General features: G+C 69.1%; 14 protein-coding genes and 1 riboswitch. Of the genes, 7 read left to right on the top strand and 7 right to left on the bottom strand.

Features of this window, described 5'->3' with window-relative positions; genetic code table 11:
- Positions 1-107: 107 nt before the first annotated feature.
- The 3 genes from RH90_RS07935 to RH90_RS07925 are packed head-to-tail and all read right to left on the bottom strand — an operon-like array spanning position 108 to position 2,432.
- Entirely contained in the window at positions 108-734 is a 627-nt protein-coding gene (locus RH90_RS07935; protein ID WP_010184966.1) for a glutathione S-transferase, read from the bottom strand.
- Positions 731-1,111 (bottom strand): reverse transcriptase-like protein, encoded by a 381-nt coding sequence (locus tag RH90_RS24230; protein ID WP_029625137.1) that lies wholly within the window; start codon positions 1,109-1,111, stop codon positions 731-733. Before RH90_RS24230 ends, RH90_RS07935 begins: the two co-directional genes overlap by 4 nt.
- A 13-nt stretch (positions 1,112-1,124) precedes the next feature.
- Positions 1,125-2,432, bottom strand: a complete 1,308-nt coding sequence (locus RH90_RS07925; RefSeq protein ID WP_010184962.1) for an Hsp70 family protein — start codon at positions 2,430-2,432, stop codon at positions 1,125-1,127.
- 393 nt (positions 2,433-2,825) lie between these two features.
- On the opposite strand from RH90_RS07925, the gene RH90_RS07920 reads away from it, so the two are divergent.
- On the top strand, positions 2,826-5,510 hold the full coding sequence (locus tag RH90_RS07920; protein WP_010184960.1) for a TonB-dependent receptor: 2,685 nt from the start codon (positions 2,826-2,828) through the stop codon (positions 5,508-5,510).
- Positions 5,511-5,601: 91 nt separating this feature from the next.
- Here the strand turns inward: RH90_RS07920 and RH90_RS07915 are convergent, their stop codons facing one another.
- Positions 5,602-6,279, bottom strand: coding sequence for a response regulator transcription factor (locus tag RH90_RS07915; protein WP_010184959.1), 678 nt, complete (start codon positions 6,277-6,279; stop codon positions 5,602-5,604).
- Between the two features lie 168 nt (positions 6,280-6,447).
- Positions 6,448-6,635, top strand: a riboswitch (cobalamin riboswitch).
- Between the two features lie 137 nt (positions 6,636-6,772).
- On the opposite strand from RH90_RS07915, the gene RH90_RS07910 reads away from it, so the two are divergent.
- The 6 genes from RH90_RS07910 to cobS are packed head-to-tail and all read left to right on the top strand — an operon-like array spanning position 6,773 to position 12,025.
- Entirely contained in the window at positions 6,773-8,770 is a 1,998-nt protein-coding gene (locus RH90_RS07910) for a TonB-dependent receptor plug domain-containing protein (RefSeq protein WP_010184958.1), read from the top strand.
- Between the two features lie 13 nt (positions 8,771-8,783).
- On the top strand, positions 8,784-9,338 hold the full coding sequence (locus tag RH90_RS07905; RefSeq protein WP_010184956.1) for a hypothetical protein: 555 nt from the start codon (positions 8,784-8,786) through the stop codon (positions 9,336-9,338).
- On the top strand, positions 9,338-9,742 hold the full coding sequence (locus RH90_RS07900) for a DUF1636 domain-containing protein (RefSeq protein WP_029625136.1): 405 nt from the start codon (positions 9,338-9,340) through the stop codon (positions 9,740-9,742). The genes RH90_RS07905 and RH90_RS07900 overlap by 1 nt, the downstream gene beginning before the upstream one ends.
- Positions 9,739-10,752, top strand: coding sequence for a nicotinate-nucleotide--dimethylbenzimidazole phosphoribosyltransferase (gene cobT / locus RH90_RS07895; RefSeq protein ID WP_010184954.1), 1,014 nt, complete (start codon positions 9,739-9,741; stop codon positions 10,750-10,752). The genes RH90_RS07900 and cobT overlap by 4 nt, the downstream gene beginning before the upstream one ends.
- Positions 10,749-11,318, top strand: coding sequence for a histidine phosphatase family protein (locus RH90_RS07890; RefSeq protein WP_010184953.1), 570 nt, complete (start codon positions 10,749-10,751; stop codon positions 11,316-11,318). The genes cobT and RH90_RS07890 overlap by 4 nt, the downstream gene beginning before the upstream one ends.
- Entirely contained in the window at positions 11,315-12,025 is a 711-nt protein-coding gene (gene cobS, locus RH90_RS07885) for an adenosylcobinamide-GDP ribazoletransferase (RefSeq protein ID WP_010184952.1), read from the top strand. Before RH90_RS07890 ends, cobS begins: the two co-directional genes overlap by 4 nt.
- Here the strand turns inward: cobS and RH90_RS07880 are convergent.
- The 3 genes from RH90_RS07880 to RH90_RS07870 are packed head-to-tail and all read right to left on the bottom strand — an operon-like array spanning position 11,993 to position 15,400.
- On the bottom strand, positions 11,993-13,462 hold the full coding sequence (locus RH90_RS07880; protein ID WP_010184951.1) for a cobyric acid synthase: 1,470 nt from the start codon (positions 13,460-13,462) through the stop codon (positions 11,993-11,995). The two genes, cobS and RH90_RS07880, sit on opposite strands and share 33 nt — an antisense overlap.
- Complete coding sequence (gene cbiB, locus RH90_RS07875; protein ID WP_010184949.1) at positions 13,450-14,427, bottom strand: adenosylcobinamide-phosphate synthase CbiB; 978 nt, start codon at positions 14,425-14,427, stop codon at positions 13,450-13,452. Before cbiB ends, RH90_RS07880 begins: the two co-directional genes overlap by 13 nt.
- The gene (locus RH90_RS07870; protein ID WP_010184948.1) at positions 14,381-15,400 is read right to left on the bottom strand and encodes an aminotransferase class I/II-fold pyridoxal phosphate-dependent enzyme; all 1,020 of its coding nucleotides are present in this window, start codon (positions 15,398-15,400) and stop codon (positions 14,381-14,383) included. The genes cbiB and RH90_RS07870 overlap by 47 nt, the downstream gene beginning before the upstream one ends.
- Positions 15,401-15,416 lie beyond the last annotated feature (16 nt).

The following is a 15,416-nucleotide window of genomic DNA, read 5'->3' as shown; positions in this document are numbered from 1 at the left end:
CCGCAGGCTGACGGGGGGGGGCGTGCCGCAAGCGCTGCGTTCGCGGCACGCCCCCTCCACCGTTCGCTGAATGCTCACGGTCCCCCTCCCCGTGCCGGGGAGGATAATTACGTATTCGCGTTCACCACAAATGGCGGGTCGCCGGGCGCCCAAGGCGGGAGACGCAGCATCGCCTGCTCGAACAAAGGCGACGCGACATGACGCGCGAGCCAGTGTTGCACTCGTACGATCGGCAACGCGGCGAACCAGCCAGGGTCCACTGCCGCGAATTGGCGGACGAACGGGAAGATCGCGATGTCGCTCAGCCCACGCTGCGCCCCGCACAGATGGGCGTTGTCCGACAGTCGCGCGTCGAGCTGCACGAGCAACGCCAGCCCGGCGTCGCGATGCGCGATCGGATCGGCGGCGTAGCGTTCGGCATATTTGTAGCGGTCGAGATGGTGTTTGAAGCGCGTGTCGAAAGTTTCGACCAACGCCGCGTCATACCCCGCCAGCCAGCGCTCGGGGTCGTTCCGGCCGAGCGCCCACAGCATGATGTCGAGGCTCTCGTCGATCACGCGCCCGTCGTCGAGCTGCAGCACCGGCACCGTGCCCTTGGGCGATGCCGCGAGCATCGCCGCGGGCTTGTCGCGCAGCACGATCTCGCGAAGCTCGAACGGCGCCCCGCTCGCCAGCAACGCCAGCCGCGCCCGCATCGCATAGGGACAGCGGCGGAAGCTGTACAGCAGCGTCACCGCGCCCGCGCGCGCTCCAGCGCGATCCCGGCGAGATTCTGCGTGCGCTTGATATAGCGCAGATTGGGCATCGCGCCGTCGGCGAAGAGCGCACGGAACGCCGCCAGATGCGGCACGCTGTCGCCGCGGCACTTGGTGCGGCCATTGGCCATGTCGATCACCGCGACCGAATCGCCGAGCAGGACGAAGTCGTTCAACCCGAGCGCCTGCGCGCCCTTCAATGCGGCGATTAGTGCGAGCCATTCCGAATCCATGCTCGAGCCGATGCCGGCGTCGAGCTCGGCATGCGCCACGCCGGCGATGACATAGGCATATTCCATCTTGCCCGGATTGGGTCGGCAGCCGCCGTCGAAATAGACTTTTACCCGGTCGGTCATCGTATCGTCCTTTTCATGCCGCCCACGCCGCAAGATCATCCTGCTGCCCGATCAAGGCGAGTCCGTGCGCGATCGAGGTCAGTTCGCCTCCCGTTGCGATCCGCTCCTCGCCGAAGCGCTCGTCGAACACGCGCCGGATCCGCGGTGTCAGCGACGTGCCGCCGGTGAGGAAGACGCGGTCGATCGCGCTCGCCGGGGTCGCTGCCGCCACGAGCGCGCGGTCGACCGCGTCGCCGATTCGCGCGATATCGGGCGCGATCCATGCTTCGAACTCGGCGCGCGTGACATCGGCCTCGACGCTCAGCCCAGCGCCGGCGAAATGGAAATGCGCGTTCTCGCTGCTCGACAGCGCGCGCTTGACCTGCCCGACTGCGTCGTACAGCTGATAGCCGAGCTCCTGCTCGATCACCGCGATCATCCGGGTGATCGCAGCGGGATCGACCGCGTTGCGGCGCAACTTGTCGAGCTCGGCCAAGGTGCGGCGGTTGCGCATCAGTGCGAGCCGCGACCAGTCGCTGAAATCGCTGAAATAGCCGCCCGGAATATCGAGCACCTTGCCCATCGAGCGATACGACCCGCCCTGGCCGAGCAACGGCATCACGAGGTGATCGACGATCCGATAGTCGAAGCGATCGCCCGCGATCCCGACCCCGGCCGCACCGAGCGGGACGCAGCGCCGCGCCGCGCCGGGCGCGTCGATCCGCACCACCGAGAAATCGCTCGTGCCGCCGCCGAAATCGGCGACCAGGATCGTCGCCGGATCGCTGATCCGCGACGCATAGCTGAACGCCGCGCCGATCGGCTCATAGACGTAATGGATCTCCGCGCCGAGCCCCGCGAACATCGCGTCGTAGCGCGCCCGCGCGACCGTCTCGTCGGGGCGGCTGCCGGCGAACTCGACCGGGCGCCCGACGACGATGCGCGCCGCGCGCCCGTCGAGCGCGCCGCCCGCGCGCGCCGCGAGCTTGGCGAGGAACAGCCGTCCCAACTCCTCGAAGCGCATGCGGCGTTCGAAGACATTGGCGAATTCGAAGCTCGCGCTCGCCACCACCGACTTGAACGACTGCAGAAACCGGCTGTCCTGCGGGAATTCGAGATATTCGCGGATCGCCCACGGCCCGGCATCGGCCGCCAGTCCGCTCGGGACACCGGCGTGGCGCGCGTCGTCTTCCCAGAAGCACAGCGCCGAGCGGAAGACCGGGTCGCGGCTTTCGGGTCCGTCGAGCGCGATGAGATCGGCGATGCCGTCGCGCGCGCGCGCGACCACGGAGTTGGTGGTGCCGAAGTCGAGGCCGATGGCGGTGGGGGAGGACAGGGTCATGACGCGACGCGCTCTAGGCGCAAAGATCGGCCGGCGCAAAAGTGTCAGGGGTCGCGACTCGCGGCGCGGCGACGCATGCGGTTTGCCCCCGGCCGGATCGCCGATCGTACCGGATCGCCGACTGTGACAAGTTAGTCGCACTCCTGCAAAGAAGCGGCCTGCGCCGTTGCCAAAGTTGGGATTCGTGCGTGCCATCGACGGCCTCTCACGACCGCCACGTAACCGAATTCGTCGCGCGCTTCTTACGGCCGAGACGCCTCGCGATGAAAGATGACGCGAAGATGAAAGCTCGGCAATTTGGCAGTGACAGTGAGCGTAACAATCCTGACCCAATCCGGCGCTAGCCGAGCCGGACCGGGGCTAAACGGCCCGACTGGTTCAGGGGATATCACAATGATTGTTCGATCGGGCTTCCGCCTGCAGCTGCTCATGGGCGGCGCGCTAATCGCTCTCACCGCTTCGCCAGCCCTGGCGCAGACCGCTCCGGCGACCGATGCCGCGGCAACCGCGCCCGTCGCCGACACGCAGGCCACCACGCCGACCGCCGAAGCGCCCGCCGATCAGGGCGCCGGCCTCGGCGACATCGTCGTCACCGCGACGCGCCGCGAAACCAATCTGCAGAAGACGCCGATCTCGATCAGCGTGCTCAGCGCGCAGGGCATCGCCGATCGCCACGTCCTCAGCCTGTTCAACCTCGCCGACGGCTCGATCCCGTCGCTTCGGGTCGCGACCTTCGAAGCGCGCCAGTCGGCGCTGACGATCGGCATCCGCGGCATCGTCCCCTACGATCAGAACCAGACCGCACGTGACGGCGGCGTCGGCGTCTATATCGACGGCGTCGCGCTCGGTAAGACCCAGGGCCTCAACGCCGCCCTGTTCGACATCGAGCGCATCGAAGTGCTCAAGGGTCCGCAGGGCACGCTGTTCGGCCGCAACACCGAAGGCGGCGCGCTGTCGCTCGTCTCGAAGGCGCCGACCGGCGTGTTCGACGCGCGCGTCACCGCCGGCGTCGGCAACTATGGCAGCCGCAACACCGACCTCCATGTCGACCTGCCCGCTTTCTACAACATCTCGCTCAAGTTCGACGGCGTGTACCAGCACCAGGATCCGACCGTGAAGGATCCGCTCTCGGGTTCGACCGGCTGGAACTATTACGACCGCAAGGGCGGCCGCGCTGCTGCCCGCTGGCAGCCCATCGACGGCCTGACCGCCGACTTCGCCTATGACTATGCGCGCGACGACAACACGCCGAACTACAGCCAGCTGCTGAACTACAATCCGGGCAACCTGCCGGTCGGTTCGTACACCAACGGCGCGACCGGAGTCCTCGGCACCTCGCTGTTCGTGCCCGGCACCGGCACGGCGTGCGGCGGCACGATCACCGCGGCGCAGGCCGCGGCCGGGCGGCCGATCTGCGTTGCGCCCAAGGCGCCGCTCGTCGGCGTTCATCCCGACCGCCAGTACGTTGCCGATGTCGGCGTGCCGCAGCAGCCGAGCCTCGACATCACGCATGGCTTCACGGCCAACCTGAAGTACAAGCTCGCACCCTGGATCGAGCTGCGCTCGATCACCGCATGGCGCGGCGTCCGCACCGACCAGTGGGACAATTCGGGCGGCCCAGAGCGCAGCTCGTTCTCGCCGTTCGTGGTCAACACCGCCAATCCGACCGCGATCAACACGACCGGCACGTTCAGCCGCTACAGCCTGTCGTACCTGCGCCAGCACCAGTTCAGCCAGGAAGTCCAGGCTGTCGGCAGCGTTCCGCAGTTCGACTATGTCGTCGGCGCTTATTACTTCACCGAGCAGGCCAGCGAATATGCCGCCACGCCGCTGAGCAACCAGTGGAACGCCGACGGCACCGCCTACACGGTCCGCAGCCCGATCCCGGGCAATTCGACCGCGATCTCGGGCGCGAACTCGGGCTATCAGCAGTATGACGCGTCGTGCAACAACACGCTGGCGGCAACGGCACCGCAATTCGCCAACAGCTGCCAGTTCATCACCCGCGCCAGCGCCGCGACCGACCACAACTATTCGGTGTTCGGCAATCTGACCTTCTCGCCCGAGGCGCTCGGCAACGTGCTGCACATCACGGCCGGCGGTCGCTGGACCAAGGACGACCGTCACGGCGTGCTCTACGTCATCAACAATCGTACCGACCTTGCCGGTGCGGCTGGCGTGGTTGCGCCGTTCACCTTCAAGAACAGCATCAGCCGCTTCGACCCGATGTTCAACATCGCGTTCGACGCGACCAACAACATCCACCTCTACGCCAAATATGCGACGGGCTTCCGCGCCGGTGGTGCGAACGACCGCTCGCTCCAGTTCAACGCCTTCGGTCCGGAATCGGTCAAGTCGTACGAAATCGGCGCGAAGGCCGACTTCTGGGATCACCGTGCGCGCCTGAACGTCGCGGGCTACATCATGGACCGCAAGAACACCCAGTTCGACTTCGATTATTTCGATACGAACGGTTCGAGCCCGACCAACGGCAGCCACATCGAGCAGACCACCAATGCCGGCAACTCGAAGATCCGCGGCATCGAGGCGGATCTGACGATCAAGCCGATCCCGCAGCTGACGCTGACGGGTTCGTACGCCTATACCTACTGGAAGGCGCCTTCGGCCGTGAACCCGCTGTCGCCCGGTTCGCCGCCGCAGCAGCTGTACATCGTCTACACGCCGACCAACGCGGCGTCGGCTTCGCTCGACTATGTCCTGCCGATCAACGTCGGTGATGCGAGCGTCCGTCTCCACCTCGACGGCAACTATGCGAGCAGCCAGTACAGCTTCCAGCTCGAGAACACCAAGACCGACGCGAGCTTCGTGATGAACGGCCGCCTCGCCCTCGCCGACATCGCGGTGAACGATCATAACAAGGTCACCGTCTCGGTCTGGGCACGCAACCTGCTCGACACGACCTATGTCTACCGCAAGTCGTCGGCCAACTCGGTGCCGGTGCAGAACTATGGCGCCAATGGCCAGCTGATCTCGACGGCATACGGCGGCATCCTCGGCGACTATGGCAACTTCAACCCGCCGCGCACCTACGGCTTCGAACTCTCGGCCAAGTTCTGATCCATCAGGACTAGGATGAAGGACCCGGCTCGAGCTTCGGCTCGGGCCGGGTTTTTCTTGCGCGTCATCGGCGCGACGCGAAGCGGAACGCTTAGCCTTGATCGATGAGCATGTAGCCGACGCCGCGGATCGTCTCGATCGGATCGTGTTCACCCGCTGCGTTGAGCCGCGCGCGCAGCCGGCGGATGTAGGACTCGACGACGTTGGTGGCGGGCTCGGCCTCGTAGCGCCACACCTTGCGATAGAACATGTCGCGCGTGACGATCGCATTCTTGTTGCGGACGAGTTCGCACAGCATCTGGAATTCGAGCTTGGGCAGCGCCAGCGCGCGCCCGGCGCGTACCGCGCGATACTTGACTTCGTTGACTTCGATGTCGCCCGCGCGCATCACCCCGCGGTCGCCGATCCGCGCCGCGCGGCGCAGGATCGCCTGCAGGCGCGCATCGATTTCCACCGGCGCGACGGGTTTGACGAGGTAATCGTCGGCCCCCGCCGCGAGCCCGGCAAGGCGATCGGCCAGCTCGCCATGGACGCTCAGGATGATGATCGGCATGTCGAGCCCCTGCTCGCGCAGCGCCTGTGTCAACTCCACCCCGCCGACATAGGGCAAGACCAGTTCGAACAGCGCCGCACCGAAGGTCTCGCGCGTCGCCAGCGCGAGCGCGGTGCGGCCGTCGCCGGTCAGCACCGGCTCGTGCCCGAACGCCTCGAGCGCGCTGGCAAGCTGGCGCGCGGCGCGCGCATCGTCATCGGCAATCAGGAGACGCACGCTAATCTCCCGCGCTAGGGTTCGCTTGCGGTCGCGATCATAGCCGATCGCCGCGCGCTTTGCACCGGGCCCGTACCGCCGCGCCGGGGATCGCGCGAGAACAATGATGGCAGCGGAGCACGGCGGCGATCGTCGGCGCGCCGGTTGACCCGTCGCACCCGTACCGCTAGGCGCGAGAATGCGACAGGTTCCCCGGCGACGGGGATGAAAAGGGAACGGGAAAACCCCGGCTGCCCCTGCAACTGTAAGCGGCGAGTCGCCCTGCCATATGCCATTGGGACCTTCGGGCCCTGAGAAGGCGGCAGGGATGATGGTGACCCGTGAGCCAGGAGACCTGCCTGTCGCAGTCGTCTTTCGACCGGCCAGGGTGCGCCGAGCGAACGGGGGAAGATCCCCGCGTGGCGACATCGCCGACCTGTGTCGTGCAGGCGGGATGGTTCGCACCATCCCCCTTCGCGATCCAGGTCTCCGACTGTCTGAAACGGGGACTGCCATGAAACGATTCCATCCACCGACATCCGGGCTGCTGCTCGGTCTGCTGTTCGCCGCGCCCGCTTACGCCGAAGCGCCGGCCAAGCCCAACGACGGACAGCAAGCCCCGCGCCCCGACGCCGCGAGCGACACGCCCGCTGCCGCCAGCGCCGACATCGTCGTCACCGCGACCCGCGTACCGACCGCGATCGAGCGCGTCGCCGCTTCGGTGACGGTGCTCGACAAGGCTGCGATCGATCGCAGCCAGGACATCGGCGTCACCGAGCTCCTGCAACGCACGCCCGGTGTCAGCGTGTCGCGCAACGGCGGCTATGGGACCAACACCTCGCTGCGGATCCGCGGCGCCGAGACCGACCAGACCGTCGTGGTGATCGACGGGGTCAAGCTCAACGATCCCGCCTCGCCCGGCGGCGGCTATAATTTCGCCAATCTGCTGACCGGCGACGCGAGCCGGATCGAAGTGCTGCGCGGGCCGCAATCGATCCTGTGGGGCAGCCAGGCGATCGGCGGGGTGGTCAACATCGTGACCGCGCTACCGCAGAGGCCGATCGAGGGCAGTTTCGACGTCGAGGCCGGATCGCGCGACACGGTCAGCGCGCGCGCCGCGCTCGGCGGCAAGACCGGACCGTTGACCTTCCGGCTCGGTGCACAGAGCTTCACCACCGACGGCATCTCGGTGATCGCGCCTGCATTCGGCGGCAGGGAAACCGACGGCTATACCAATCAGAGCGTCACCGGGCGCGCCGAACTGCAGCTGGCCGAGGGGATCAGCGCGGATGTCCGCGGCTATTACGCGCATGGCCGCACCGAGCTCGATTCGACCACCGCCGATACCGACGACTATTCGTTGAACGACGAATTCGTCGGCTATGCCGGCTTGAACGTCGATCTGTTCGGCGGCCGGCTGCGCAACCGCTTCGCTTATGGCTATACCGACATCAAGCGCGACAATTACAGCCCGTCGCAGACCCAACCGCTGACCTTCGAGGCGAACGGCCGCAACGAGCGGATCGAATATCAGGGCAGCCTCGGCATCGCCAAGGGCTGGGATGCCGTGTTCGGCGTCGAGAATGAGGTATCGCGTTTCAGGACCGTCTCGCCCGACGGGACAGCCGGCGCGCCGATCCCCGCCCCCGCGATCGCGCGCGCCGCGCTTACCGGCGTCTACGGCAAGCTTACCGCGACGGTGTTCGACGGGCTGACGCTGAGCGGCGGGCTGCGCAACGACGACCATAGCCGCTTCGGTAGCAAGACGCTGTTCGAGGGTGGCGCCGTCTGGGCGCTGCGCACCGGCACCACGCTCCGCGCAAGTTATGGCGAAGGCTTCAAGGCGCCGACTTTGTACCAACTCTTCTCGGATTACGGCAATCAGACGCTCCAGCCCGAACAGGCCAAGGGCTGGGAAACCGGGGTCGAGCAAAAACTGTTCGACGGGGCGCTGACGCTCGGCGGCACCTATTTCGAGCGCCGCTCTTCCAATCAGATCATCTTCGCGAGCTGTCCCGCGGTTTCGACGCTGGCGCTGTGCTTCCAGCCCGGCACCACGATCGCGCGCTTCGGCTATTACGCCAACGTCTCGCGCGCGTTCGCGCAAGGCGTCGAGGCGCAGGGTGCGCTGCGCGTCGGGCATCGCGTGCTGATCGACGGCAACTACACCTATGCGCTGTCGGAAGACCGCTCGCCCGGCGCTGCGACCTATGGCCTGCAGCTCGCGCGGCGCCCGCGCAATACGGCGAACGGATCGGCGACCTATACGCTGCCGAGCGGAATCTCGGGTGGGGTCGCGGTCCGCTGGTCGGGCGAGAGCTTCGACGATGCCGCGCACAGGCGGCGGCTCGCGCCCTATACGCTGGTCGATCTGCGCACCGAACTGCCGATCACCCCGCGCGTCGCGCTGTTCGGGCGGATCGAGAACCTGTTCGATCAACAGTATCAGACGATCTATCGCTACGGGACGCTCGGCCGCAGCGTCTATGCCGGTTTTCGTGGCCGGTTCTGAGGGGAACATGACGATGACCACCGCTATTGCCACGCGCCAAGCCGATCTGCTGTGGATCCTGCTCTTCACGATCGCGAGCACGCTGACGACGCTGATCTTCGCCTGCGCCACTCCCTTTCCGGCGCTGGCCGCGCTGGCTGCGGTCCACCTCGATCGCCGCGATGGCGTGCTGCTGATGCTCGCAGCCTGGGCGGTGAGCCAGGCGATCGGCTTCTGCGCGCTCGGCTATCCGTGGGACGCCGCGACCGCGCTGACCGGCGTGGCGATCGGGACCGCGGCGATCGCGGGGGCGCTCGTCGCGAGCGTGGCGAACCGCCTCGTGCCCTTACGCGCCCCGGTCGCCCGCCTCGCGATCGCCTATGTCCTGGCCTTCGCGACGTTCAAGCTCGGTATCCTGCTGTGGGCGCCGGCGATCGGCCATACCGATGCCGCGCTGTCGCTGCCGATCCTGCAGCGCCAGTTCGTGCGCTACGCCGCGATCCTTGCCGGATTTTACGCGCTGTACCGAGTGCTGATCGCGGTCGGCGTACCCGCCCCCGACGCCGCGCCGCGCACGGTGCTCGCGTGATCCTGCGCGAAGTCGCCGACGGTCCCGCCGTCGTCGCGTGCAACACCTGCCGTTTCTCGGCCGAGGCGCGCGACGATGCCGACGGCATGCGCGGCGGCGCGCGGCTAGTCGAAGCGCTGCGCGCGGTCCAGGCCGAGCCCGGCTATGCGGGCGTGGCGGTGCAGGAGATGCCATGCCTGTTCGCATGCCAGGATTTCTGCACGGTGCATCTGCGCGCGCCGGGCAAGGTCGGCTATGTGCTCGGCCGTTTCGCGCCGAGCGCCGACGCCGCGCGCGCGATCCTCGACTATGCCAAACTGTACGCCGAGAGCGATGCCGGCCAAGTGGCCTACGGCAGTTGGCCGGCGGGGGTGAAGGGGCATTTCCTGACGCGTACGCCTCCGGCCGGTTTCGTCGTCGAATGAGCGCCTTCGTATCGGTCGCGGCGTTCGAACGCGCGCTTGCGGCGCTGCCCGGTCCTGATCGCGTGGCGCAAGCGGACGCGACGGCGCGACAGGCGACGCTGACCAAACCGCCCGGCTCGCTCGGGCGGCTCGAGGACCTGGCGGTGTTCGTCGCGGGATGGCAGGGCGTGGCCGCGCCGCGGATCGAGCATGGTCGCGTCGCGGTGTTCGCGGGCAATCACGGCGTCGTCGCCCACGGCGTCAGCGCGTTTCCGGCGGCAGTGACCGCCGAGATGGTGCGCAATTTCCGCAATGGCGGGGCGGCGATCAATGCGCTGGCGGCCGCGGCGGGGCTCGACCTCGTGGTGGTCCCGCTCGAGCTCGACCGCCCGACCGCCGACTTCACCAGCGCCCCGGCGATGACCGCCGAAGACTGCCTCGCCGCGCTCAACGCCGGCGCGGCGGTTGTGGCCGACGGTGTCGATCTGCTCGTGCTTGGCGAGATGGGGATCGGCAATTCGACCGCCGCGGCGGCGCTGTGCGCGCGCAGCTTCGGCGGCAGCGCGGCCGACTGGGTCGGGCCCGGGACCGGGGTCGATGCCGCGGGGGTCGCGCGGAAAGGGGCGGTGGTCGAGACAGCGCTCGCCTGCCACGCCGGAGCACCACACACCGCGTTCGAAACGCTGCGCCGCGTCGGCGGGCGCGAGATCGCGGCGATCGCGGGCGCCGTCGTCGCCGCACGGCTGGCGGGCGTTGTCGTTGTGCTCGACGGCTTCATCTGCAGCGCAGCGCTCGCGCCGATCGCCGCGCTGCACCCGGCGATCGTCGACCATTGCATCGCGGGGCATTGCTCGGCCGAGCCGGGGCATGTCCGCTTGCTGGCCAGGCTCGGGCTCACCCCGCTGCTCGACCTCGGCATGCGGCTCGGCGAGGCGAGCGGCGGCGCGGTGGCGGCAGGCGTGATCCGCGCCGCGCTCGCCGCGCATCGCGAAATGGCGACCTTTGCCGAAGCTGGCATCTCGGGCGCGTGAGCGCGCCGGTGCTGCTCCACCTGCTGCGCCACGGCGCGCCCGAACTCGCCGGCACGCTGCTCGGGCGAACCGACAGCGCGGTGACCGAGCAGGGTCTGGCGGCCTGTGTCAAACGCGCCGTCGGGCTCGACGTCGCGGCGATCGTCAGCTCGGATCTGGCGCGCGCGCGCGCCTGTGCCGAGGCGATCGGGCGCGAGCGCGGGCAGGCGGTGACGATCGATCCGCGCTGGCGCGAACTCGATTTCGGCGCTTGGGACGGGCTCGCGCCGGCGATGATCGATCCGGCCGCGCTGGCGCGCTTCTGGGACGATCCCGACACCAGCCCACCACCGCAAGGGGAGCGCTGGTCGAGCCTGACCGCGCGCATCGCGCTGGCCTGTCGCGACATCAGCACGCCGACGTTGGTCGTCACCCACGCCGGGGCGATGCGCGCCGCCCTCGCCACGCTGTGCGGCCTTTCGCAGTCCCAGACCTGGTCGCTCGATCTGCCCTATGCCGCCTTGCTGTCGCTCCGGGTGTGGCGCGACGCCGATCCCGTCGCGCAGATCGTCGGACTGGCGCCGTGAAGCGGTTGATCGTCGCCTTCGGCTTCCTGACGCGCCTGCCGATGCCGCGCGTCGTCGCCGACGGCACCGATTTTGCCGCGGCGATCCGGTTCTATCCGATCGTCGGGCTGGCGATCGGCGGACTCGTTGCCGCGAGCGGCCGGGCGGGCAGCCTGATCGACCCGTGGCTCGGCGCGCTCGCGGCACTGATCGCCTGGGTCGCCGTCACCGGCGCGCTCCACCTCGACGGCTTGGGCGATCTCGCCGACGGGCTCGGCGCAGCGCATCGCGACCGGGTGCGGCTGCTCGCGGTGATGGCCGATCCGCATATCGGCAGCTTCGGCGTCGTCACGATCGTGCTGCAGTTGCTCGCCAAGCTCGTCTTGCTCCATGCGCTCGTCGGGCTTGCGTGGTGGCCGCTCATCCTGGTGCCATTCGCGGCGCGGATCGGCCCGCTCGCCTGGGCGCGCTGGCTGCCGCCGCTGCGCGACGGGCTCGGCGCGCGCGTCGCCACCGCGGTGCGGGCGCGCGACCTGATCGGCTGGGCGCTGGTGCTGACGGCGGGGGCGGCCGCTCTGCCGGCAATGCTTGCCGCGCCGATGCTGATCCTCGGCTTCGGCCTGTGGCTGCGCTGGCGTATCGGCGGCGTGACCGGCGATTGCCACGGCGCGGGGATCGAATTGGTCGAGACCGGCCTATTGCTCGCGATCGTCGCGCGCGGTCTGTGACAGCGCGATAAGCGCATCCACATCGACATGCCGTTCGAGCGTCGCGGCGATCGCGTCGAGCGCGGCATCGATCGAGGCGCGGTGATCGGGCCCGGCGCCGTCGACACCGATCCGCGCGAGCCAGGCCGCGCGCTGGCGCGCATCGCCGAGCAGCCCATGGACATAGCTGCCGCACACCAACCCGTCGGCGCTCATAGCACCCTCTGCGCGCCCGTCTTCGAACCGTCCGACCGGTCGCGCGGTAGCGGGGCCGGTGGTGCGCCCCATATGGATCTCATAGCCGTCGAACGCTGCGCCGAGCGCGCTCCCGCTAACCGCGCCGACGGTCTTCGCACGGCCGATCTCTGTTTCGACGTCGAGCAAGCCGAGCCCCGCGACCGAAGCGACCGGCCCCTCGATTCCATGCGGATCGGACACAACGCGCCCAAGCATCTGATACCCGCCGCACAACCCCAGCACGGGCCGCCCACGCCGATGATGCGCGAGGATGTCGATGTCCCACCCCTGTGCGCGCACGAACGCCAGGTCGGCGATCGTCGCCTTCGACCCCGCCAGCACGATCAGCGCCGCATCGGGGATCGGCTGGCCCGGCGGCACCATCACCAGTTCGACATCGGGCTCGAGCCGCAACGGATCGAGATCGTCGAAATTGGCGATCCGCGCGGTGATCGGGCAAGCGATGACGACCCGTCCGCCGCCGCCCACCCTGCGGCGTTCGAGGATCACCGCATCCTCGCTCGGCAACCTGACCGCCTCGGGCAGCCACGGCACGACGCCGAACCCGCGCCAGCCGCTGCGCGTCTCGATCGCGCGATAGCCGTCGTCGAACAGCGCCGGATCGCCGCGGAACTTGTTGACCAGAAAGCCGTGGATCATCGCTGCATCGGCGGGATCGATCACCGCACGCGTCCCCACCAGCGAAGCGATCACCCCGCCGCGATCGATATCGCCGACGAGCACCACCGGCACACCGGCGGCGCGCGCGAAGCCCATATTGGCGATGTCGCCGCTGCGCAGGTTGATCTCCGCCGGGCTCCCAGCGCCTTCGATCACGACGATATCGGCCTGCGCGCGCAGACGCCGATAGCTGGCAAGCACGTCGTCGAGCAATCCCGCGCGCCCCTCGCGCCAATTCGCCGCGGCGAGCGTCCCGCGCACTTGGCCGTGGACGACGAGCTGCGAGGTGCGATCGCCCTGCGGCTTGAGCAGCACCGGGTTCATGTCGACATGCGGCGCCACGCGCGCGGCGATCGCCTGCGTCGCCTGCGCGCGGCCGATCTCGCCTCCCTCCGCAGTTACCGCGGCGTTGTTCGACATGTTCTGCGGCTTGAACGGGCGGACGCTGAGTCCGCGATTGGCCAGCGCGCGGCACAGCCCGGCGACCAGCACCGACTTGCCGACGTCCGACCCCGTCCCCTGCAGCATCACAGCGCCCATGCGACACCCCCTGCCACGATCCACAGCAGCGCGCACCCCCGGCGATAGACGGTGAGCGCGCGGCGGATTTCGGGCGCGCCGATCGCCACCGCGCCGTCGCCGATCCACGGCTTGTCGGCAATCACGCCGTCATAGGCGATAGGCCCGGCAAGCCGCACGCCGAGCACGCCCGCCATCGCCGCCTCGGGCCAGCCGGCATTGGGCGAAGCGTGCTTGCCCGCATCGCGCCACAGCATCGCCCAGCCACCGCCACCGACCGCGCACAGGATCACCCCGGCAAGCCGTGCGGGCACGAGGTTCGCGACATCGTCGCTGCGCGCCGCCGCCCAGCCGAACATCGCCCAGCGCGGCTCGCGATGGCCGATCATGCTGTCGGCGGTGTTGAGCGCCTTGTAGATCCACAGCCCCGGCAAGCCGAACAGCAACAGCCAGAAGAACGGCGCGACGACGCCGTCGCAAAAGCTCTCTGCGAGACTCTCGATCGCGGCGCGCGCGACCCCGGCCTGGTCGAGCTGCTCGGTATCGCGCCCAACGATCATCGCCACGCTGCGCCGCGCGGCGGGGAGATCACCCGCTTCGAGCGCGTGCGCGACCGGGCGGACGTGATCGTCGAGGCTGCGCTGCGCCAGCCCCGGCCAGGCGAGCAGCGCGACCGCGACCCACGCCCAGCCGCCGAGCGCGATGCGAAGCCCGAGGGTCAGTCCCCACGCGATGCCGCCGACCGCGCCGACCAGCAGCACGAGCGTGAGGATCCCCGCGATCCGGCGGGCGCGCGGTGTCCGTGCGGCGTCGTTCCAGCCCGTCTCGCACGCTGCGATCAGCCGCGCGCACCACCCGACCGGATGCCCGATCCGCGCATAGAGCCCGCTTGGCCAGCCGAGCAGCGCGTCGAGCGCCAGCGCGCCGAGCGCGACGGGCTCAACCACCGCCCAGCGCCCGGTCGAGCCGGGCGAGCGCGTCCGCATCGTCGGGCAGTCCGATCCGCAGCCAATCGGGCGCATAGTCGAACGGGCGCGTCAGGATGCCGGCCGCCGCCAGCCGCTTGAACAACGTGGGCGCAGCGGGGGTCGCGATCAGCCGGAACAGGGGACAATCGCCCTGCGGTACGAGCCGATGCCGCCGCAGGACCGCGTCGAGCGCGGACGCCGCCGTGACGAGATCGCGCCGCGTCGCGTCCTGCCAAGCGATGTCGCGATACGCCGCGATGCCAAGCTCGATCGCGGCGGAGGAGACCGGCCAGCTTCCCAGCCGCTCGCGATACCGCGCAACGATCGCCTCCGGGCCGCAGACGAAGCCGAGCCGCACACCGGCCAGCCCATAGAATTTGCCGAACGACCGGAACACCAGCACCCGGTCGTCGGCGTGCAGCAACGGCAGCACGCTCGTGCCCGCGACGCAATCGGCGAACGCCTCGTCGATCACCAGCCATGCGTCGCCGGCGCGCGACCGCGCGAGCGCGAGCAGCGTTTCGGGCGCGACCAGGCGCCCGTCGGGATTGTTTGGGTTGGCGAGCAGCGCGCTGCGCCAGTCTGCGTCGGCCAGAGCATCGCACGCGACCGACGTCGCGTCGGGCAACGCCGCGGCATGCGATCCATAGCTCGGCGCGACGACGCGCGCCGGCCGCGGCAGGTCCATCGTCGCGAGCAAGCGCAACCCGATCTCGGTGCCCGGCAGCGCCGCGATCGCGCCGCAGGTCATCCCGAACGCCGCCGCCGCCGCTTCCTCGAGCGCCACCAGCCGGCTCGGCGACGGTAGCGCATACGCGTCGGCCGTCATCAGCGCGGCGGAATCATAACCGTTCGGGTTGATCCCGGTCGACAGATCGAGCCACGGACGCGGCGCATCCGGGTAGCGCGCCGCCGCGGCGTCGATGCGGCCGCCATGGATCGTCAGTGCGGACACGGCCTGGCTCTCGACTTGCGGCATGCCGAATGCCATCGCCAATCCGCTTGCC

The sequence above is a fragment of the Sphingomonas sp. PAMC 26605 genome (assembly GCF_000241485.1).
In the GTDB taxonomy this organism is placed as follows: Bacteria; Pseudomonadota; Alphaproteobacteria; order Sphingomonadales; family Sphingomonadaceae; genus Sphingomonas.
The sequence above is the reverse complement of the archived record's forward strand: the minus strand, read 5'-3'. Positions and strand labels throughout refer to the sequence as shown.

Excerpts from the sequence above, each read along its gene's own strand:
- RH90_RS24230 (WP_029625137.1), bottom strand. The coding sequence starts at position 1,111 with ATGACCGACCGGGTAAAAGTCTATTTCGACGGCGGCTGCCGACCCAAT.
- RH90_RS07925 (WP_010184962.1), bottom strand. The coding sequence starts at position 2,432 with ATGACCCTGTCCTCCCCCACCGCCATCGGCCTCGACTTCGGCACCACC.
- RH90_RS07920 (WP_010184960.1), top strand. The coding sequence starts at position 2,826 with ATGATTGTTCGATCGGGCTTCCGCCTGCAGCTGCTCATGGGCGGCGCG.
- RH90_RS07910 (WP_010184958.1), top strand. The coding sequence starts at position 6,773 with ATGAAACGATTCCATCCACCGACATCCGGGCTGCTGCTCGGTCTGCTG.
- RH90_RS07905 (WP_010184956.1), top strand. The coding sequence starts at position 8,784 with ATGACCACCGCTATTGCCACGCGCCAAGCCGATCTGCTGTGGATCCTG.
- cobT (WP_010184954.1), top strand. The coding sequence starts at position 9,739 with ATGAGCGCCTTCGTATCGGTCGCGGCGTTCGAACGCGCGCTTGCGGCG.
- RH90_RS07880 (WP_010184951.1), bottom strand. The coding sequence starts at position 13,462 with ATGGGCGCTGTGATGCTGCAGGGGACGGGGTCGGACGTCGGCAAGTCG.
- cbiB (WP_010184949.1), bottom strand. The coding sequence starts at position 14,427 with ATGCGGACGCGCTCGCCCGGCTCGACCGGGCGCTGGGCGGTGGTTGAG.
- RH90_RS07870 (WP_010184948.1), bottom strand. The coding sequence starts at position 15,400 with ATGGCATTCGGCATGCCGCAAGTCGAGAGCCAGGCCGTGTCCGCACTG.